At 63.9% G+C, this 18,599-nt stretch carries 20 protein-coding genes and 2 pseudogenes; 15 read left to right on the top strand and 7 right to left on the bottom strand.

All coding sequences use genetic code 11. The features are described 5' to 3' along the window. Window positions 1-2: 2 nt before the first annotated feature. The 10 genes and pseudogenes from CQ14_RS38395 to CQ14_RS38355 form a co-directional block, all read left to right on the top strand. Window positions 3-948 (top strand): annotated as a pseudogene (locus tag CQ14_RS38395) (mechanosensitive ion channel family protein); the annotation flags it as partial. Between the two features lie 54 nt (window positions 949-1,002). Beyond that, window positions 1,003-1,321, top strand: a pseudogene (locus tag CQ14_RS47365) (mechanosensitive ion channel protein MscS); the annotation flags it as partial. Window positions 1,322-1,436: 115 nt separating this feature from the next. After that, the gene (gene map, locus CQ14_RS38390; RefSeq protein WP_057862936.1) at window positions 1,437-2,261 is read left to right on the top strand and encodes a type I methionyl aminopeptidase; all 825 of its coding nucleotides are present in this window, start codon (window positions 1,437-1,439) and stop codon (window positions 2,259-2,261) included. A gap of 53 nt (window positions 2,262-2,314) precedes the next feature. Then, window positions 2,315-3,298 (top strand): SMP-30/gluconolactonase/LRE family protein, encoded by a 984-nt coding sequence (locus CQ14_RS38385; RefSeq protein ID WP_245320864.1) that lies wholly within the window; start codon window positions 2,315-2,317, stop codon window positions 3,296-3,298. A 154-nt stretch (window positions 3,299-3,452) separates the two neighbouring features. Then, the gene (locus tag CQ14_RS38380) at window positions 3,453-4,412 is read left to right on the top strand and encodes an MBL fold metallo-hydrolase (protein WP_057862935.1); all 960 of its coding nucleotides are present in this window, start codon (window positions 3,453-3,455) and stop codon (window positions 4,410-4,412) included. A 126-nt stretch (window positions 4,413-4,538) separates the two neighbouring features. Next, entirely contained in the window at window positions 4,539-5,252 is a 714-nt protein-coding gene (radC, locus tag CQ14_RS38375) for a RadC family protein (protein ID WP_057862934.1), read from the top strand. A gap of 214 nt (window positions 5,253-5,466) precedes the next feature. Continuing rightward, a complete protein-coding gene (locus CQ14_RS38370) occupies window positions 5,467-6,036 on the top strand; it encodes an HdeD family acid-resistance protein (RefSeq protein WP_057862933.1) in 570 nt (189 codons plus the stop codon). Window positions 6,037-6,094: 58 nt separating this feature from the next. Next, window positions 6,095-6,325 carry a LapA family protein gene (locus CQ14_RS38365; protein WP_057862965.1) on the top strand — a complete coding sequence of 77 codons (231 nt, stop codon included), beginning with the start codon at window positions 6,095-6,097 and terminating at the stop codon, window positions 6,323-6,325. Window positions 6,326-6,363: 38 nt separating this feature from the next. Further along, window positions 6,364-7,392 carry a patatin-like phospholipase family protein gene (locus tag CQ14_RS38360; RefSeq protein WP_057862932.1) on the top strand — a complete coding sequence of 343 codons (1,029 nt, stop codon included), beginning with the start codon at window positions 6,364-6,366 and terminating at the stop codon, window positions 7,390-7,392. Window positions 7,393-7,406: 14 nt separating this feature from the next. Then, window positions 7,407-8,861 carry a GntP family permease gene (locus tag CQ14_RS38355; RefSeq protein ID WP_057862964.1) on the top strand — a complete coding sequence of 485 codons (1,455 nt, stop codon included), beginning with the start codon at window positions 7,407-7,409 and terminating at the stop codon, window positions 8,859-8,861. Between the two features lie 57 nt (window positions 8,862-8,918). Here the strand turns inward: CQ14_RS38355 and CQ14_RS38350 are convergent, their stop codons facing one another. Continuing rightward, complete coding sequence (locus CQ14_RS38350; protein ID WP_245320862.1) at window positions 8,919-9,764, bottom strand: DUF1326 domain-containing protein; 846 nt, start codon at window positions 9,762-9,764, stop codon at window positions 8,919-8,921. Window positions 9,765-10,007: 243 nt separating this feature from the next. Between CQ14_RS38350 and CQ14_RS38345 the strand changes: the two genes are divergently transcribed. The 4 genes from CQ14_RS38345 (at window position 10,008) to CQ14_RS38330 (ending at window position 13,272) form a co-directional block, all read left to right on the top strand. Beyond that, window positions 10,008-11,177 (top strand): saccharopine dehydrogenase family protein, encoded by a 1,170-nt coding sequence (locus CQ14_RS38345; protein ID WP_057862931.1) that lies wholly within the window; start codon window positions 10,008-10,010, stop codon window positions 11,175-11,177. Window positions 11,178-11,271: 94 nt separating this feature from the next. Beyond that, window positions 11,272-11,454, top strand: a complete 183-nt coding sequence (locus CQ14_RS38340; RefSeq protein ID WP_057862930.1) for a hypothetical protein — start codon at window positions 11,272-11,274, stop codon at window positions 11,452-11,454. 217 nt (window positions 11,455-11,671) lie between these two features. Beyond that, window positions 11,672-12,589 carry an aldo/keto reductase gene (locus CQ14_RS38335; protein WP_156435837.1) on the top strand — a complete coding sequence of 306 codons (918 nt, stop codon included), beginning with the start codon at window positions 11,672-11,674 and terminating at the stop codon, window positions 12,587-12,589. Next, a complete protein-coding gene (locus tag CQ14_RS38330; protein WP_057862928.1) occupies window positions 12,589-13,272 on the top strand; it encodes a DUF6064 family protein in 684 nt (227 codons plus the stop codon). The genes CQ14_RS38335 and CQ14_RS38330 overlap by 1 nt, the downstream gene beginning before the upstream one ends. A 3-nt stretch (window positions 13,273-13,275) precedes the next feature. Here CQ14_RS38330 and CQ14_RS38325 read toward each other — a convergent pair whose 3' ends face one another. Both CQ14_RS38325 and CQ14_RS38320 read right to left on the bottom strand, forming a co-directional pair. Continuing rightward, the gene (locus CQ14_RS38325) at window positions 13,276-13,770 is read right to left on the bottom strand and encodes a DUF3237 domain-containing protein (protein ID WP_057862927.1); all 495 of its coding nucleotides are present in this window, start codon (window positions 13,768-13,770) and stop codon (window positions 13,276-13,278) included. A gap of 28 nt (window positions 13,771-13,798) precedes the next feature. Further along, window positions 13,799-14,266, bottom strand: a complete 468-nt coding sequence (locus tag CQ14_RS38320; RefSeq protein ID WP_057862926.1) for an ester cyclase — start codon at window positions 14,264-14,266, stop codon at window positions 13,799-13,801. A gap of 116 nt (window positions 14,267-14,382) precedes the next feature. Between CQ14_RS38320 and CQ14_RS38315 the strand changes: the two genes are divergently transcribed. After that, window positions 14,383-14,991 (top strand): TetR/AcrR family transcriptional regulator, encoded by a 609-nt coding sequence (locus CQ14_RS38315; RefSeq protein WP_057862925.1) that lies wholly within the window; start codon window positions 14,383-14,385, stop codon window positions 14,989-14,991. A gap of 12 nt (window positions 14,992-15,003) precedes the next feature. Here CQ14_RS38315 and CQ14_RS38310 read toward each other — a convergent pair whose 3' ends face one another. The 4 genes from CQ14_RS38310 to CQ14_RS38295 form a co-directional block, all read right to left on the bottom strand. After that, window positions 15,004-15,381, bottom strand: a complete 378-nt coding sequence (locus tag CQ14_RS38310; RefSeq protein WP_057862924.1) for a hypothetical protein — start codon at window positions 15,379-15,381, stop codon at window positions 15,004-15,006. Between the two features lie 80 nt (window positions 15,382-15,461). Next, on the bottom strand, window positions 15,462-17,120 hold the full coding sequence (locus CQ14_RS38305; RefSeq protein WP_057862923.1) for a methyl-accepting chemotaxis protein: 1,659 nt from the start codon (window positions 17,118-17,120) through the stop codon (window positions 15,462-15,464). A 29-nt stretch (window positions 17,121-17,149) separates the two neighbouring features. After that, window positions 17,150-17,470: a cupredoxin domain-containing protein gene (locus CQ14_RS38300; RefSeq protein WP_057862922.1), complete on the bottom strand. Its 321-nt coding sequence runs from the start codon at window positions 17,468-17,470 to the stop codon at window positions 17,150-17,152. A 30-nt stretch (window positions 17,471-17,500) separates the two neighbouring features. Continuing rightward, a complete protein-coding gene (locus CQ14_RS38295) occupies window positions 17,501-18,586 on the bottom strand; it encodes a cytochrome-c peroxidase (protein ID WP_082650221.1) in 1,086 nt (361 codons plus the stop codon). Window positions 18,587-18,599 lie beyond the last annotated feature (13 nt).

Genomic DNA, 18,599 nt, shown 5'->3' with positions numbered 1-18,599 from the left:
CGATGGATATGGCCCCGAAGGAAGTCATTGAGTTTCTGCAATCGACTGCACGATCGGTCGGTGCAGAGGTCACCTCGCCATGGTTCTATTTGCAGTTCGGACTGATGCTGACCGCCGCCGGCATCGCCTATGCGGCGGATGCGGCGATCCGCGCGCGGGTCGACATGACGTCGCTGGCGATGCGCTGGCCGTTGCCGCTCCGGCATTTCGCCCGCGTGCTGGTCGGCAGCGCCTCGACCGCGGTGTTCGCGGTCCTGGTGATCGCGGAGCGCGTCACGATGTACCATCTGACGTGGCCGAGCCGCAGCTATCTCCTGATGGTCGCCGCCAAGCTGGCGCTGGCGTGGCTGGTGATCCGGCTCATAACTTCGGTGATCCGCAACGCCTTCATCGTCAAGCTGGTGTCGATAACGGCATGGTTTGTCGCAGCGCTGAGTATCCTCGGACAACTCGACCCGGCAGCGGAAACGCTGGATTCGTTCGCGGTCGAGATCGGCGGCTTGCGGCTGACGCCGCTGCTTCTGATCAAGGCCGGCGCACTCCTGATCGCAGCGCTTTGGCTGACCAACATCGCCAGCAACTTCATCGAAAGCAGGATTACCCGGGCCAGCGACCTGACGCCGTCGGTTCAGGTGCTGCTGGTCAAGATCATCCGCATCGGACTGATGGTGGTGGCGATCGCCATCGCGCTCGGTACCGTCGGCATCAACCTTTCGGCGCTGGCGGTTTTTACCGGCGCGGCCGGCGTCGGCATCGGTCTGGGCCTGCAGAAGATCGTCGCCAATTTCATCTCGGGTATCATCCTGCTGGCGGACAAATCCGTGAAGCCCGGCGACCTCGTCACCATCGGCGACAATTCGGGCCGGATCAGCGCCATGAAGACGCGCTACATCTCGGTTGCCGCCGGCGACGGCCGCGAGTTCCTGATCCCGAACGAGGATCTGGTGANCGCAGAAGGTCGTGAACTGGACCTATACCGACAAGAACACGCTGGTGAAGGTNGCTGTTCAGCACCAACTACGACGCCGATCCCCGCCTCGTCTGCAAGCTGGCGATCGAGGTCGCGGCAGCCGCCCCGCGCGCCATCAAGAACAAGCCGCCGAACTGCATCATCACCGAGTTCGCCGAGGCCGGGATGAAGTTCTCCCTGACCTTCTGGATCGCCGATCCAGACGGCATGGACAACGTCAAGAGCGAGGTGATGCTGGCGCTGTGGGACGCGTTCAAGCGCGAGGGCATCCGTGTTCCCTATCCGGTCCGCGAAATCCGCATCCGCGGCGGCGCGCTACCGGTCGAGCAGGTGGTGGAGGTTTCCGGCTAGATGCAAGCTTTTTAAGGCGTCCCGGAGTCCCAACCTTGGCTTGCACTGAGCGGTCGGATCATTAAATTAGACGTTCAAATCAGCCCTTTTTCCGTTCCCGAAGCATGACCCGCCCATGAGCTATATCGAAGCAACAGACACCTCCTTGCGAAAGACCGGACAGATCAAGCTGCATGGCGCCAGCGGTTTTGCCGGTATGCGCAAGGCCGGCGCACTGGTTGCCAAATGCCTCGACGAGCTCACCGACATCGTCAAGCCGGGCGTCCCGACTTCCCGGATCGACGAATTCGTCCGCGACTTCGCCTTCAGCCATGGCGCCTATCCGGCAACGCTGATGTATCGCGGCTACCGCTACTCGACCTGCACCTCGATCAATCATGTGGTCTGCCACGGCATGCCCGGCGACCGCGCAATGAAGGAAGGCGACATCGTCAATATCGACGTCACCTTCATCGTCGACGGCTGGTATGGCGATTCCAGCCGCATGTATGTGATCGGCCCGATCGCCCGCAAGGCGGAGCGGCTGATCGAGGTCACCTATGAGGCGATGATGCGCGGCATCGCCGCGGTGAAGCCCGGCGCCACCACCGGCGACATCGGCCACGCCATCCAGAGCTTCGTCGAGCCGCAGGGCATGAGCGTGGTGCGCGATTTCTGCGGCCATGGCCTCGGGCGCCTGTTCCACGACGAGCCGAACATCATCCATATCGGCCGGCCCGGCGAAGGCGTGATGCTGAAGCCCGGCATGTTCTTCACCATCGAGCCGATGATCAATCTCGGCAAACCGCATGTAAAAATCCTGTCCGACGGCTGGACCGCGGTGACGCGCGACCGCTCGCTGTCGGCGCAGTTCGAGCATTCGGTCGGCGTGACCGCGACCGGCGTCGAGATCTTCACGCTGTCGGCGCGCAACGGCGAGAAGCCGTACGTCGCCGTCTGAGGCGGCGCCTTCAGCCGAACCTGTTCGCGTCCCCGGGAAGCGCGCTTGCGCCGATGGCATTGCAGCACGGACAGGTGATGATAACCGGGGAACGAGACCTTCGAGCCGGATTTGCCGCCACCTTCCTGATCGCATTTGTCGCTTTTTCTGCAGCCCGCACCGATGCCGCCGAGGACATCCTGTTCGTGAGCAAGCAGCTCACGCCGCAGGGCGAGTATACGTCCGGCATAGAAGGCCCCGCGGTCGACGCATCCGGCAACCTTTACGTCGTCAATTTTCGACAGCGCGGCACCATCGGCAAGGTCGCGCCCGGCGCTTCGCAATCCCAGCTCTTCACATCGCTTCCCGCTGATAGCATCGGCAACGGCATTCGTTTCGACCGTGAGGGGCGGATGTACATTGCCGATTTCAAAAAGCACAACGTCTGGGTCATCGCATCAGGCGAAACCACGCCGCGAGTCTACTTTCATTCCGATCGATTCAATCAGCCGAACGATCTGGCGATCGCGGCGGACGGCACGCTCTATGCCAGCGACCCCAGATTTGCATCGCCCTCGGGCGGCCAGATCTGGCGCATTACCCGTGGGCCTGATGGCAATGGGCAAGGTGAGGTGATGTCCTCGACCAGGCGCCTTGGCGTGACCAACGGCATCGATCTCAGCCCGGATGGCGCCACCCTGTATGTGAGCGAATCCAATTCGCGGCAGGTATGGGCCTATCGTCTCGACGGCAGCAAATTGCTCGACCCGCGGCTGATCAGGGGATTTGCGGATTTCGAGGTCGACGGCTTGCGCACCGACGTCGACGGCCGGATCTATCTCGCCCGGCTATCCGCCGGCAAGATCGCCGTGATCGGCGCCGACGGATCGCTCGAGCGCGAGGTGCCGCTGCGCGGCAAAGAGCCGACCAACCTCACCTTTGGCGGTCCCGACGGCAAAACCGTCTTCGTGACCCAAAAGGACGGCGGCTTCATCGAAGCGTTTCGCGTCGGCCGGCCGGGTCGCGAGCCCTGTTTGCAAATGCCTCGCATTTGCTGACAGGCCCGAGCGCGGACGCTGCGATGCGGCAACTTGCCCTGTAGTTGAAGCGGCATCGCGCCGGAATAGCCCGCCTGATCCGGGGTAGTACTGCGCGGGCCTTCCGGACGGGAAGGCTCTGGCGGGCAGCGATCAAGCAAAGGGAGCAAGGGCAATGTTCGAGATTTCACGTCGCGATCTGGTCCTCGGGAGCACGGGGGCGGCGCTGGTTTTCGGCCTCAAGGGACCGGTTTCGTTCATCGGCGCCGCGCATGCGCAGCGCGCCGCGGATAGCCTCAAATACAAGGTCGGGGACATCGAGGTCTTTAGCCTGCACGAGGGCAGTATCGAGCGCACGGTCGCCGAGGGCATGGTGAAGAACGCCTCGCTCGACGACGTCAAGAAGGCGCTCACCGCCGCCGGCATCGGACCCGACAAGATTGACAATCCCTTCACCGTCACCGCGATCAGGACCGGCGGCAAGGTGATCCTGTTCGACACGGGTTTTGGCGGCAACGGCCCGGCGACGGTCGGCAAGCTCGCCGACAACATGAAGGCGGCCGGCCTCGACCCGGCGGCGGTTTCCACCGTCGTGATCTCGCATTTCCATCCCGATCACGTTTCGGGCCTGTGGGTGAAGGAGACCAGCGAACAAGTCTTCCCGAACGCGGAAATCATGATGCCGGAGGTGGAGTTCAAGTTCGCGACCGACCCGGCACTGGTGGAGAAGGTGCCGGAAGCCAACCGTCCGTTCATCAAGCGGATTCAGGCGACCTTCCCGACCTGGAAGAACGTCAAGCAGTACAACGACGGCGCCGACATCGCCCCCGGCGTGAAAGCCATCGCCACCCCCGGCCATACTGTCGGGCACATGTCGTTCCTCGTGGCATCGGGAGGCCAACAGCTCTACATCCAGAGCGACGTCACCGGCATCCACCAGCTGTTCGTCAGGAATCCCGGCTGGTTCTCAGGCTTCGATGCGGACGGCCCGAAGGCGGAAGCGACGCGCCGCGCGTTCTTCGATCGCGTGATCGCCGAGAAGGGCATGATCGCCGGCTATCATTTCGGCTTCCCGAATGTCGGCACGCTGACCAAGGACGGCAACGGCTATGCCTTCGCGGCGGTGAAGGCCTGATAGCCGTTTGACCTAGAACCACCGAAGGCGCCGCGTTCGCGCGGCGCCTTTTCTCTGTCCGAAATCCCCGGCCGGCCCGACACTTCAGAGTTGCAAAAGCTGGCTGGAACGGCATGGTGATTGCCGATGCCAGCCAGGACCAGCCCTCCCCCGGATCAAGCCGCCGAGACGCCGCATTATCACGGCCACCGCGAACGGCTGCGCGAGCGCTTCTATGGCGCCGGGCCGGAGGCGCTGAGCGATTACGAGCTGCTGGAGATGGCGCTGTTTCCCGCCCTGCCCCGGCGCGACACCAAACCGCTGGCCAAAGAGCTGCTGAAGAAATTCGGCTCCTTCGCCGAGGTCATTCACGCGCCTGTCGCGCGCCTGCGCGAGGTCGACGGCATCGGTGAGGCCTCGATCAACCAGATCAAGCTGCTCGCTGCCGCTGCGAGCAGGGTGGCTAAGGGTGAGATCAAGCGCAAGGTCGCGCTGTCGTCGTGGGACGACGTGATCGCCTATTGCCGGAGCGGGATGGCATTCGTCGACAAGGAGCAATTCCGCCTGCTGTTCCTCGACAAGCGCAATCAACTGATCGCCGATGAAATCCAGCAGACCGGCACCATCGACCATACGCCGGTCTACCCGCGCGAGGTGATCAAGCGCGCGCTCGAACTATCGGCGACCGCGCTGATCCTGGTGCACAATCATCCAAGCGGCGATCCGACGCCATCCCAGGCCGACATCCACATGACCAAGGCGATCGTCGAGATCGCAAAGCCGCTCGGCATTGCCGTTCACGACCACATCATCGTCGGCAAGAACGGGCATTCGAGTTTGAAGGGGATGAAGCTGATCTAGCGGACCGCTATCGCTCAACAATCGTCTCACAACGGGACGAACAGCATCATGCCGCGGCGAGGCTGCACGACGAAATCGCGGCCGAAAATGCCGAAATCGGGGTGATCGCAACGCGCAGTTGCGCTATTATGCAGGTGTCGAGCACCCCCGCGCTGTCGCGTCGAGGGACCGGCAAAACTGACGTCGGATAGGTTTTCGTTTTCGGAGGACCGTCATGACCATCACTTCAGACACCGTGAGAACAGCCGCTTCGGATACGGCGCCGCTGCGCGCCAAATGGGGCTGGATCGTCGCGCTCGGCATCGTCTATCTGATCGCCGGGTTTATCGCGCTTGGCAGTGTCGCTATGGCCACTGTCGTGAGCGTCTTCGTCGTCGGCATCATGATGATCGTCGCCGGCGTCGCCGAGGTGTTTAGCGCCTTCCAGATCAAGAGCTGGGGCAAGTTCCTGCTCTGGGTCCTGCTCGGCGTGCTCTATATCATCGGCGGCTTCGTCACGTTCCAGAATCCGCTGCTCGCCGCGGTGCTGCTGACACTGATCCTCGGCGCATCGCTGGTGGTCTCGGGCATCATGCGAATCGTGCTGGCCTTCAGCATGAAACGGGAAACGCCCTGGATCTGGGTGGTGCTATCAGGTGTGATCACGCTTCTGCTCGGCCTGCTGATCCTGGCGCGCTGGCCGGTGTCAAGCCTGTATATCCTCGGCTTGTTCCTCGGCATCGACCTCATCATGGCCGGCGCTAGCTATATCGGGCTCGGCTTCGGCTTGCACCGCGCTCGCTGAGGTGTGATTGGCGGACTGCGCGCGGCGCGGTCTCTTGATCGACGAAAGGGAGGCGCCCATGCGCTGGATCTACCTCGCCGTCATCATTCTGTTCGTCGCCGCGACCGTCATCTTCGCGCTGCAGAATTTCGAGATCGTCACCATGTCCTTCCTCGGCTTGAATGCCCGCGTGCCGCTCGCGCTGCTGGCAGCCGTCGCCTATCTGCTCGGGGCGGCGACGGGCGGCAGCCTGTACGCGCTGCTCCGTCGATCCTACGAAGAGTCGAGAGAGGGTTTCGGAACGTCCTGAATTGAGTGTCGTTTCATCTCCAGCCAACGAGGGTGACGATGGACGAAACAGCGCGCGAACCTGTCCTGATCGACCTCGCCTTGCAGGGCGGCGGCTCCCACGGCGCGTTCACCTGGGGCGTGCTCGATCGGCTGACCGAGGAGCCGTGGCTGCGGATCGAGGCGATCTCCGGCACGTCGGCGGGCGCGATGAATGCCGCCCTGGTGGCCGACGGGTGGACGCAAGGCGGGGCCGAAGGCGCGCGGGCGGCGCTCGCGGCCTATTGGCGACGCGTGTCGCAGGCTGCGGCATTCAGCCCGCTGCAGCGCTCGCCGCTCGACCGGATGATGGGCCGCTGGACGCTGGACACCTCGCCCGCCTATGTCGCCATGGACCTGATGGCCCGCGTGGTTTCGCCCTATGATCTCAATCCGCTCGGCCTCAATCCGCTGCGCGCCATCCTCGCCGAGAGCATCGATTTCGACCGGCTCGCCCGCGCGCCGATCAGGCTGTTCGTCACTGCCACCAGTGTGCGCACCGGCCGCGGCCGCATCTTCCGCAACAAGGAGATCACCGCCGATGTCCTGCTGGCCTCGGCCTGCCTGCCGACCATGTTCCACGCGATCGAGATCGACGGTGAACCTTTCTGGGATGGCGGCTATGCCGGCAATCCGACGCTGACGCCGCTGGTGCGCGAGAGCGACGCGTGTGACACCATTCTGGTGCAGATCAATCCGCGCGAACGGCCGGAGCCGCCGCGCACGGCAAACGAGATCCTCAACCGGCTCAACGAGATTTCCTTCAATTCGCCGCTGATGAAGGAATTGCGCATGATGGCGCTGCTGCGCCAGGTGGCCGACCCCGGGCACGGCGAGGGCGCGCGCTGGGCCGGAATGCGCACGCACCGGATCATGACCGACACCCTCACGCAATTCGGCGCATCATCCAAGCTCAACGCGGAATGGGAGTTCGTTTCGCTGCTCCGGGAAGAGGGACGCAAGAGCGCCGACGCCTTCCTCAGGGCGCACGCTGATGACGTCGGCCGACGCTCCACCACCGATCTCGATGTGCTGCTGGCGGAGTGCTAGGAGCGATGACTCTGTTGGGCCTTTTCGGTATCCTGGTCGGGCTCGGCCTGCTGATCCTGTTCGCGTATCGGGGCTGGAGCGTGTTGCTGCTCGCGCCGCTTGCCGCGCTGGTTGCCGCGCTGTTTTCCCGCGAGCCGCTGCTGGCCCACTGGACCCAGACCTTCATGGTCAGCACCGCCGGTTTTCTGGCCCAGTTCTTTCCGCTGTTTCTGCTCGGCGCGCTGTTCGGCAAGCTGATGGAGGACAGCGGCTCGGTCGCCGCGATCGCGGCCTACATGACGCAGCGGTTGGGCACGCGGCGGGCTGTGCTCGCCGTGGTGCTCGCCGGAGTGCTCGTCACCTATGGCGGCGTCAGTCTGTTTGTCGCCTTCTTCGTGCTCGCACCGATGGCGCATGAGCTGTTTCGCAGCGCCGGCATTCCGCGGCGGCTGATGCCGGCGGCGATCGTGCTCGGCACCTCCACCTTCACCATGTCGGCGCTGCCCGGAACGCCATCGATCCAGAACGCGATCCCGATGCCGTTCTTCGGCACCACGCCGTTCGCCGCGCCCGGCCTCGGCATTCTGGCTTCGTTGATCATGCTCGGCTTCGGCCTGTGGTGGCTCAACCGCGAGGAAGCCAACGCAAGAAAGAACGGCGAAGGCTTTGGCGACGGCGTGCCGATGCCTTCCGCAAGCCTTGCCACTGACGAAAAGCTGCGCGAACGCGCCACCACCGCGCGCGAGTTCGATCCGGCGGAGATCGTACACGGTGCGGTGACCGACGCGCCGCCGTCGGTTGTACTCGCAGGGCTGCCGCTTGTTGTGGTGATTGCCGTCAATCTCGCGATGTCGTTGTTCATCCTGCCGGCGCTGGACACAAGCTTCCTCGCCGAGGCGCGCTGGGGCGGAACGTCGCTCGCAGCCGTCGGCGGCGTATGGGCTGTGATCACAGCCCTCGCCTGCGCGATCGTGGCGGTCCTCGCCGTCAGCCATCGGCGCTTGCCGGCCCTGCGCGCAACCATGGACGCCGGCGCCAACGCCGCCGTACTGCCGGCGGTGAGCGTTGCGAGCCTGGTTGGCTTCGGCGCCGTGGTGGCGGCGATGCCCGCCTTCGGTGTCGTGCGCGACGCCGTGCTCGGCATCGGCGGCGGACCGCTGGTCTCGCTCGCGGTGGCGACCAACGTGCTCTCCGCGCTCACGGGCTCGGCATCGGGCGGGCTGACCATTGCGCTCGACGCGCTCGGAGGAACCTATTTGGCGCGCGCGGCCGAGATCGGCCTCGATCCCGCGCTGCTGCATCGCGTCGCGGTGATCAGTGCGGGGACGCTCGACACCCTGCCTCATAACGGCGCGGTCGTCACGCTGCTCGCGGTCTGCGGATCGACGCACCGGGACAGCTATCGCGATATCGTCATGGCCGGCATCGTCGGCCCACTCGTGGCCCTCGCCGCGATCATCGCGATCGGCTCGGTGGCGGGATCGTTCTGAGCCATCGGCACGGCCAGCCTTCTCAACCGACTGATGAAAGCTCGCACGCACGCCGGGTCAGCCAATCCATACCGTGAGCCTTGATCTTTGCCTGACCAGGCCATCCTGATTGAAGTGGTGAACACAAAAGTGCGCCCATGAATCTTCGAACGCCATGTCCATGTCACCCGTGACCACCGTGGTACCCAGCCCGATTTCTGCGTAGGTGAACTCGAAACTTCCGCTGGGACGCGCCAGCGCAATGCGGAATGGTTGACCGGTAAACTCGTTGATCTTCGGCCTGCCGATGCTGCGCATGACGCCGGGTATCTCTACCTTTGCGGTCCTAAATTCCAGGTTCGCATCGAGATCAATCGGCAGGAACAACGTCCGGCAAAATTCCGAGCATGTGGACGCGAATACCGCGAAGAGATTGCTCAACGGTTCGCACGCCTTGCCCGAGATGATCGTTTCAAGCGCGCCCCGTTGAGCTTCATCCGCTCGCTCGTCGATAACGATCTGGCGCCGGCCGCCTCCGTCCTTGATTTCGCCAGGCCACTTGTACAGCGCCGCCCAGTTCAAGCCCGAGAGCGGCGTATCGTTGAAGCGACCTTCGACGATGGTGCCGACGAAGGCCGACTGACAATAGCCGTGCGTGCTCGGCAGGTTGAACTGGCAACCACAGTTCATGGCGCAATTGCAGTTATCATAGGTCTCGCTTTTGAATAGCCATTGATCAGTCATCTGCACCTCCATGATGCTCCACTCCCTCGCCGGAGCGATTTTCTGGATAATGCGGAAGAAATTGTCCGGGTCATTGGTCGCCTCCACGCTGCGAGCCGCGTAGCTGACGCCATCATTCGCGAGCAGACGAGTGTCGGCTCTGAGCCAGCGGGTTAGAACGGCTTGTATGGTCGCGTTCACACCCCGTTCGCCACAGAAGCTTAGCGGAATTGACCTGCGACTGAAATCGGGATGCATGGATTTCCGGATGTGGCCTGCCACCTCGAAGGAACTCGAAGGGGCCCTGGGTGTTCGCAGTCAGGGGCAGACCAAACTTGCCTCGCGCGGTCCCCCACCGCCGCGTGTGACCCGGCCGGACATCGCGCCCCTAAGGACGGGAACTGTGATATCCTCCGTCAAACGCGATGCAGGAGGACCAACGTCGTGAAGCGGGACCTCGACCTCATCGTCTATGGTGCGACGGGTTACACGGGCCGTCTGATCGCCGAATATCTGGCGACGTCCTATCGCGGCGATGATGCTCCGTCCTGGGCGATCGCCGGACGCTCGACCGACAAGCTGCAGAAGGTGCGTGCCGACATCGGCGCACCGGACGATCTGCCCTTGGTGAAGGCGGACGCCGCCGAGCCGGCCAGCCTGCGTTCGATGTGCGAGCGTGCGGCCGTGATCATCACGACGGTCGGGCCTTATCAGCGCTACGGGCCCGAGCTTGTGGCGGCCTGCGCGGCCACCGGCACCGGCTACGTCGATCTGTGCGGCGAACCGGCCTGGATGCGGCGCATGATCGACACCCATCACGATGAAGCGAAACAGACCGGCGCACGCATCGTGTTCTCTTGCGGCTTCGATTCCATCCCGTTCGATCTCGGCGTGCTCACGTTGCAGGAGAAGGCGCGCGAGAAATTCGGACGCCCGGCGCGGCGGGTGAAGGCCCGCCTGCGCAAAGTGAAAGGCGGGATGTCCGGCGGCACCGCGGCGAGCGCGAGTGCGACATTGGCCGCCGCCGCGCGCGACCCGGCCCTGATCCGGCTGCTGGCCGATCCGTTCGCGTTGACGCCGGGGTTCACCGGGCCGTCTCAGCCCTCGGGCCTCATCCCTGAATACGACCCGGGCCTGAACGCATTGCTCGTGCCGTTCCCAATGGCGCCGATCAATACCAAGAACGTGCACCGCACCAATTTCCTGTTGGGTCATCCCTACGGCACGGACTTCGTTTACGACGAGATGATGGTCGCGCCGGGATTTGGCGAAGTCGCCGGCGTGACGACGGAGGCGTTCGCCACGCTGGTTTCCATGTTCGGGGCCGGCGGCCTCAAACCCGGCGCAGGCCCGTCTCGGGATGTGCGCGAGAAGGGTTTTTACGACATCCTCTTCCTGGGCGAACTGCCGGATGGCGGACGGGTCGAGACGGTCGTCACGGGCGACCGCGATCCGGGCTATGGCTCGACCAGCAAGATGATCACCGAGAGCGCTCTCTGCCTCGTGCGCGACGTGCAGGGCGAGGGCGGCATCTGGACGCCGGGCGCGCTGATGGGTCCGGCGTTGCGCAAGCGTCTGAAAGAACGCGCCGGCCTCACCTTCAGTGCGCATTGAGATAACGCAGAGCGCGAGCCTAAAAATCGGGTTCAGTGGCCGCTTGCGCCATAACCGCCGCGCATGATGTCGCGAATCCAGAAAGGAGCCGACCATGACCCAGCGCATCCCTGAGAACCATTCCGCAGCCGAGTGGAGCCTCGTCACCTCCATGGGCACGATACCGCCGCGCGTTCCCAACGATGACGATGATGACGACGAGGACGAAGACAACGAGAACGACGACGAGCCGGACGACGAGCCGCCGGTCGTCAGAGAACCCGACGAAGACGAATAGGCGCGAGGGCTCGTGCAACAGCTCGCGCAGCTTTGAGAAGACTGCCGTTCATTCCGCGGACGTCAGCGGTCCATCCTGGATTGAGCACCGTGCGCGACTACATATTTGATCCAGTGCCTTAATCTGCAATCTTGTATTGCAAGGCTGGCGGCGGCGTTCCGTTGCCCCGCGCATTTCTTGCGCGGGAGTTTGCCCTGCCGCGATGATGGAGCATCGGATGCGGACCACACGCCGAACGTTGATGCGGACCTCCCTGGCGACGGCCGCTGCTGCGCTCTTGCCAATCCCTCTGCATGCCCAACAAAGCCTCCCCATCCGCCGCCCCATACCCTCGACCCGCGAGGAGATACCGATCGTCGGGCTGGGGACCTGGATCACCTTCAACGTCGGCGACGATCCGGCGCTGAGGGATGAATGCGCTGGTGTCATGGCCGCCTTCTTCGAGGCGGGCGGCCGCATGATCGATTCTTCCCCGATGTATGGCTCGTCGCAGCCGGTGGTCGGCTACGGCCTGCAAAAGCTTGGGCGACCTGCCGCGCTATTCGCGGCCGAAAAGGTTTGGACCTCCTCGGCGACGGCAGGTCCGGCCCAGATCGAGCAATCGCGGCGCTACTGGGGCGTGCCGAAATTCGATCTCGTTCAGGTGCACAATCTCCTCACCTGGAAGCCGCATCTGCAGACGCTCTTCCAGATGAAGGCTGCCGGCACCGTGCGTTACGTCGGTATCACCACATCCGAAGGCCGCCGCCACGACCTGCTCGAACAGATCATGCGGAGCGAGCCGATCGATTTCGTGCAGTTCTCCTACAACGTCGTCGACCGCGAGGCGGAGGCGCGGCTGTTGCCGCTCGCCGCGGAACGCGGCATCGCCGTCATCGTCAACCGCCCGTTCCGGCAGGGCGCGCTGACCGACCGGCTCAAGAACAAGCCGTTGCCTGAATGGGCCGCCGAACTCGGCATCTCGAGTTGGGCGCAGCTCATGCTGAAGTTCATCCTCTCTCACCCCGCCGTCACCGTCGCCATTCCCGCGACCACGCGCGTCGACCATGTGCGTGAAAACCTCGCGGCCGCGGCCGGACCGATGCCGGATACCGCTATGCGGCAACGCATCGCCGCTCACGTGAAGGCGCTTTGATGTCGGAGTGGTGGACCTATCGGCCGGAAGATTTCCTGCTGTTTTCGCCGCGCGTCTACTGGCGCCTGTTCGAATCGTACAATGCGGCGCTCTGGCCTCTCCAGCTCGTAACGCTCGCTGCCGGCCTCGCCATCGTCCTGCTCATCGCGTGGCGGCCGGGAAGCTTGGCGCGCTGGATCGCGCTCATCCTGGCGATGCTCTGGATCTTCGTCGGCTGGTCGTTCCTGTGGAACCGCTACGCGACCATCAACTGGGCTGCCGCCTATATCGCGCCGGCTTTTTTCGTCGAAGGCGCTTTGCTGCTCGTCGCATGCCTGCTCAACGCGCTTGCCTTCGACCGGCGCCGGCCTGCCGACTGGATCGGATACCTCATCATCGGCTTCGCGCTTCTCGGACAGCCGTTGCTTGCGCCGCTGCAGGGACGCGGCTGGGCCGCGTCCGAGGTCTTCGGCATCGCGCCCGATCCAACGGCGACGGCGACGCTCGGCATTCTGCTTCTCGCCCGCGGCAGACTTTTGCCGTTGCTGTTGCCGATTCCCGTTCTCTGGTGCTTCCTGAGCGGCCTGACCCTCCACACCATGGGAGAGCCGCAGGCCTGGGCTCCTGCTGCCGCCCTGGCACTCGTCGCTGCCGCCTGGATCTGGGCGATCGTCCGGCAGCGCCGATCACCGTCGCCCGCGTGAATCTCAGACGATCTGGGAAATGCTGTAGGCGACGCCACCCTCGACCAGATATCCCGACCCGACACAGACGATGTCGTTCATCCAGGCATATTGCGCCGCGCCGGTCTCGAACAGCGGATTGGTGCGGAAGTAATAGCGCGATGGATCGACCTGATAGCGTTTCGCGGGATCGGTCATCTCCTCCCGCAATTCGGGTGGCGTGATCCAGCGGCCGCCATAGGTCATCTGCACCAGCGCGTCGTCATGCGTGCGTAGCGTCAGGCGGACGTCGAGCGACATCGCGCCGTCGGCACGAAACAGCGCCCAGTCACCGCCGCCGGGCACCACCTCGCCGCGCAGTTTTGGGCCTTCGAAGGTGCCGCCGGCCGCGCCGAACAGGATGCGGCGGCCGAGCGGGCCGTCGCCGATGTTCAGTCGCGGATTGAGATCGACGACGATGTCGAACAATGGCGTCGTGCTGATGGCTGCGACGGCCTTGATGCGTGGATCTGCTGTCATGTCCAAACCTCTTGCCGGGAAGGCGTCATCAGGCGGCGACCGGCGAGGCAGCCGCGGCACCGAAAATTCTTTTACGGACCACATCTGTCGAGACGCCCGATTGGGCGCACAGCTCCGATAGATCGAAGAAGAAGCGCTCATGGACGATCAGATCGTCCTCGAAAGCGAATTGAATGAAGACCGGCAGTTCGGCCCGCCTTCCATTGGGGACGACGCCAAAGCGGTCGCCGGTCATCGTCATCTGCACGCGTCCCCAGCAAACCAGCACACCGTCGTTGGCGGCGTGGCCTTCGAGGACCACGTTGTAGTCCGGAAATGTCGCGAAGAACCGGTTTAACACCTTCTCGTTCTCGGCAAGGCCGCGGGCGCTGGTTCCGAACGCCGGGTTCTCCAGCAGCATATCGGGATGCAGGACCTTCAATGCTTCCGGGACATCCTGCCGGCTCTTGGCGGCAGCCAGTGCTTGCGCCAGTTCGAACATTCGATCGCCGTTCATGATCGCCCTCCCACATCTTCGCGGATTCCGCTTGAATTCATACTGATTGTTTTTCACATACCATATGTATGTTATATGTTGATAGGCTCACAGGCGTCAAGTGGTATGTCGGGGGCATGCAGGAAACCGGACGCGAACGAACCCGCCGCGAGGAATACACGGAGGCCACGAGGCAGGCGCTGCTGGCGGCCGGCCAGAATGCTTTTGCGAGCGAGGGCTATCAGGCAGCGGGGATCGAGGCGATCTCGCGCGCCGCGCGGGTGACGCGGGGCGCCTTCTATCACCACTTCGAGGACAAGAAGGCGCTGTTCGACGCCGCGGTCGTCGCCTTGCAGATCGAGGCCGCCGCGAAGATCGAGGCGCGCGCGAAGACGCAGCGCAAGGTATGGGACCGCCTGACCGAGGGCATCGAAGCCTATCTCGATGTCTGTCTCGAGCCGGCCTATGCGCGTATCGTCATCCAGGAAGCGCCGGCCGTGCTCGGCAATGCGCGCTACCGGGAGATCGAGGAAGCCCACCCCATGGCCCTGCTCACCGCGACGCTGGCCGCGCTCAAGCGCCAGGGTGAGCTCGATTTCGAGGACATCGAGCTGCTGAGCCGGATGGTCGATGCGATGATCTGCGAGATGGCGCTGTTGCTGCCCGGGGCGGAGAACCCGAAAAGGCTCCGCGCCCGCGGGCAAAAGATCATCGGCAATCTGCTCGGCACCTTCCGCACGGGTTGAGCGCAGGCGCGCTCATGGCGCGATCCACCGCTGCACGGCGTCCGCCGTGTCGGCCGGCGTGGTGTTGAAGCAGATCCTGCTTTGCGGCGCGGCGAGGTGAACCAGGTTGATGATCCGCTCGAACAAATGCAGCCGCTCCCGCGGCTCGCGCAAGCCGGCGCCGATCACCACGCAGTCATAATGCTTGGCGCCCAGCGCCGCGGCGGTGACGGCTTCGGCGGTATCGCCGAGATCGACCAGGCAGCTATCAGCCTCGAAACCGATCGCGCGAAGTCGCTCGATCTGCGCCGCGATATAGCTCATCACCAGTTCGGCCGTGAGGCCGGGAAAAGCGCTGAGGTCGACGAGGGATGGCTCGATCCCGATCGCCAGCACGGTCTTTTTCGCCATGCGGGTTGCTCCAATGATTGCCGGGGCAACGCGCGCATCGGCGGACTGGTTCCTCTGACGTCGGGCGGAAGCCGGACCGGCTACGCGGCTACGTTTGAGAGGAAACGATCGACGGACGCGCGCAGATCGGCTGCCTGATCCGACAGGTCGCGCGCGGTCGCCAGGACGAGGTCGGCGGAGCGATTGGTGTTCTCGGTCGCGGTGGCCGTTCCGGCAATGCTTCGGGCAACGCTTTCCGTTCCGGCGGCGGCGTGCCCGATGCTCCGCGATATTTCATTCGTCGCTGCATTCTGCTGGCCGACGGCATCGGCAATCGCGGCGGTGAAGCGATCGATCTCGTCCATGATCGAAGCAATGGCGCCCACATTGTCGACCGCCTGCTTCGTCGCCGACTGCACCTCGGCAATCTGTGAGGAAATATCCTCGGTCGCCTTGGCGGTCTGGGTCGCGAGCGCCTTGACTTCCGAGGCGACCACGGCAAACCCGCGACCAGCCTCGCCGGCGCGCGCGGCTTCGATCGTGGCGTTGAGCGCCAGCAGATTGGTCTGGCCGGCGATGTTGCGGATGAAGCCCACGACCTCATCGATATGTTGCGTGGAGCTGGCCAGCGCCCGGATCGTATCGTTGGCCGTCCCGGCCATGCCCGAGGCGCGCTGCACGATCATGGTGGCGTCATTGACCTGCATCTTGATCGCCTGAACGGAATCGCCGAGCTGGCTTGCGGCGGTTGCCACGGTCTGAACGTTGGCCGAAGTCTGACCGGCGGTGGAAGCCGTCTCGACCGATTGCTTGCCGGCGGCGTGCGCGATCGAGGAAAGGGTCTGCGCGGTGTTCGTCAACTCGCCCGTCATCCGGTCGGTGTTGGCGAGAGCCGCGGTGAAGGTGGAACGGAACGCGTCGATCTCGGCCTCGATGCGCTGACGCCGGCTGACCTGCTGCGCATGCGTCTCGTCCTTCGAGGACATCAGCGCGAGATCCTGATCGGCGCGGGCCTTCAGGCTCGCCTGCATCACGGCAAGCGATTTCAGGAGCCGGCCCAGCTCGTCGCGCCGCCGTACTGTGATATCGTCAGCGAAATTGCCGGCTGCCACGCGTTCAGCAACACGCACCGCAGCCGAGATCGGCTTGCTCAGCGAATAGGAAAAGGCAATGGCGATAACGAAGCCGACGAGCGCGGTACCGATGGCAATCCCCAGCATGGCGGTGCGTGCCGCAGTGACCGACGCTTCCGCCTCGGTCCGGTAGTCGAAGCCATAGGCGGCCACCAGTTCAACGAGATCGTCGAGCGCCGCAACAGCCTCATCACCCTGCTGGTTCAGCGTGAAGATCGTGGGTATCTCGGTCAGGCCGCCCGGCGCCGGCTTGAGGATCTTCAAGCCGGCATTCGACCAGCCGCGGAGGCTGGCTTCGGCTTTCTCGCGGGCAGCCTTGGCGTTTGCGCCCTGGACCCTGTCCCTGACAACATTGAGATCTTCGGAGATGTTGCGAACCAGCTTTTCGAAGCGGGCAACGGCTTCGCTCGTCGTCCCCTCAGTCAGGCTGCGTTGCATGATGAGACGCGCCTCGTTCAACCCTGCATGCGCCGAACGCGCGTGGTTGATCCCCATCAGCGGGCCGTCATAAAGGCGCACCACGAGGTCACCCGCGGTGGAGATGCCTTGAATGCCGTAGAATGCGAGTCCGCAGGCAAGCAGGATGACAACGCTAAAGGCGCCGAAAATCTTGTAGCGAATCGACATCAAAAATCTCCGGCGCGGCGTTGGCGCGACTAGTCCGTAACCTTCACCATCATCTTCATCCGCGGATGGATCGCGCAGATCACCTGAATGTCGCCCGCCTCCTTGAAGGTCACGTCCGTCGACGTGCCGGGCGCCTGTGAACCGAGATTGAATTCGCTGCCCTTGGTGGCCGACATCAGGTTGTGGGGAATGCTGTCGTCGTTGACGAAGGTCAGCGCATCGCCCTTCTTGATGGAGACGCTCTCGGAAGAGAACACCCTTCCCTTCTGGTAGACCATCTGGTTGGCGGCCAGCGCCCCAGCCGAGAGACCGGTGAGGATGACGAGAGCGAAGGTAATGGTCTTGTGCATGGAATATTCCTTGAAACGGAGTGGCAGGGATCAGCGGGGGATGACCGGCACGGCGGTCGGACTGAGGTTACTGGTGAGCGTCTTCATGAAAGCGACCAGGTCGGCCTTTTCCTGCGCGCTGAGGCCAAGCGGCTTCATCAGGTCGGAGCGGCTCGGACGATCGATGCCGCCGTGATCGTAATGCTCGACCACGGCTTCCAGCGTGTCGAGCGATCCGTCGTGCATGTAGGGGCTGCGGCGTTCGATCTCGCGCAGGCCCGGCGTCTTGAAGGCATGCTGCATCTTGACCACGCCGGGCACGAACTCGCCGCGGCCGATATCCTTGCTTGGAAGGCCGATATCCTGGAAGCCGTCATTGGTGAAATTCCAGCCTTCATGACATGCGGAGCACATTGCCTTGCCGTTGAAGACGGCGAAGCCGCGCTTGGCCTCTTCGGAAATCGCCTTCTCGTTGCCTTCGATCCAGGCGTCGAATGGCGCGCGTTCGGAAACGACGGTGCGCTCATAGGTGGCGATCGCCTTGGCAAGCGTCTTGGCGTTCATACCCTCACCGGGAAAGGCCGCGGCGAACAGCGGCTTGTACTCGTTGATCGACGCGAGCCGGTCCATCAACTTGTCGAGCGGCATGTTCATTTCGCCGGCGGCCTCGATCGGGCCGAGCGCCTGCTCTTCGAGGGTCGCGAGCCTGCCGTCCCACATGAAGATGGCGCCCCATGCGGCGTTGACGATGGTCGGCGAGTGACGGCCGAGTTTCGCCATGCCGTGACCGACGCCGACCGCAAGGCCGTCGCCCCAACCAAAGCCCGGGCTGTGACAGCTCGCGCAGGATTGCGCCATGGAGACCGAGAGCCGCGTATCGAAATACAGCTTCTTGCCGAGCGCCGCCTTTTCCGGCGTGTAGGGATTTTCCTTCGGGAACGGAATCGTGGCCGGCCGCTTGTATTGTGATTTGATCGAATCGATTCCAGGCGCAGCCTTCTGACCAAGATCGACGCGGCGCGTCTCGCCGACAACGACGGCGCCGAGGCCGATGCTGGCGAAGCCGACGGCACCGAGACTGGCGGCAACCACGACGGTCCCGAACAGGTTTGATCGACGAGGGAAAAGTCCCGGCATGCCGCGTCCTCGA

Source organism: Bradyrhizobium lablabi (assembly GCF_001440475.1).
GTDB lineage: Bacteria > Pseudomonadota > Alphaproteobacteria > Rhizobiales > Xanthobacteraceae > Bradyrhizobium > Bradyrhizobium lablabi.
The sequence above is the reverse complement of the archived record's forward strand: the minus strand, read 5'-3'. Positions and strand labels throughout refer to the sequence as shown.

Coding starts and splice junctions, on each gene's coding strand:
- map (WP_057862936.1), top strand. CDS start 1,437: ATGAGCTATATCGAAGCAACAGACACCTCCTTGCGAAAGACCGGACAG.
- CQ14_RS38385 (WP_245320864.1), top strand. CDS start 2,315: ATGGCATTGCAGCACGGACAGGTGATGATAACCGGGGAACGAGACCTT.
- CQ14_RS38380 (WP_057862935.1), top strand. CDS start 3,453: ATGTTCGAGATTTCACGTCGCGATCTGGTCCTCGGGAGCACGGGGGCG.
- radC (WP_057862934.1), top strand. CDS start 4,539: ATGCCAGCCAGGACCAGCCCTCCCCCGGATCAAGCCGCCGAGACGCCG.
- CQ14_RS38370 (WP_057862933.1), top strand. CDS start 5,467: ATGACCATCACTTCAGACACCGTGAGAACAGCCGCTTCGGATACGGCG.
- CQ14_RS38365 (WP_057862965.1), top strand. CDS start 6,095: ATGCGCTGGATCTACCTCGCCGTCATCATTCTGTTCGTCGCCGCGACC.
- CQ14_RS38360 (WP_057862932.1), top strand. CDS start 6,364: ATGGACGAAACAGCGCGCGAACCTGTCCTGATCGACCTCGCCTTGCAG.
- CQ14_RS38340 (WP_057862930.1), top strand. CDS start 11,272: ATGACCCAGCGCATCCCTGAGAACCATTCCGCAGCCGAGTGGAGCCTC.
- CQ14_RS38335 (WP_156435837.1), top strand. CDS start 11,672: ATGCGGACCACACGCCGAACGTTGATGCGGACCTCCCTGGCGACGGCC.
- CQ14_RS38330 (WP_057862928.1), top strand. CDS start 12,589: ATGTCGGAGTGGTGGACCTATCGGCCGGAAGATTTCCTGCTGTTTTCG.
- CQ14_RS38325 (WP_057862927.1), bottom strand. CDS start 13,770: ATGACAGCAGATCCACGCATCAAGGCCGTCGCAGCCATCAGCACGACG.
- CQ14_RS38320 (WP_057862926.1), bottom strand. CDS start 14,266: ATGAACGGCGATCGAATGTTCGAACTGGCGCAAGCACTGGCTGCCGCC.
- CQ14_RS38315 (WP_057862925.1), top strand. CDS start 14,383: ATGCAGGAAACCGGACGCGAACGAACCCGCCGCGAGGAATACACGGAG.
- CQ14_RS38310 (WP_057862924.1), bottom strand. CDS start 15,381: ATGGCGAAAAAGACCGTGCTGGCGATCGGGATCGAGCCATCCCTCGTC.
- CQ14_RS38305 (WP_057862923.1), bottom strand. CDS start 17,120: ATGTCGATTCGCTACAAGATTTTCGGCGCCTTTAGCGTTGTCATCCTG.
- CQ14_RS38300 (WP_057862922.1), bottom strand. CDS start 17,470: ATGCACAAGACCATTACCTTCGCTCTCGTCATCCTCACCGGTCTCTCG.
- CQ14_RS38295 (WP_082650221.1), bottom strand. CDS start 18,586: ATGCCGGGACTTTTCCCTCGTCGATCAAACCTGTTCGGGACCGTCGTG.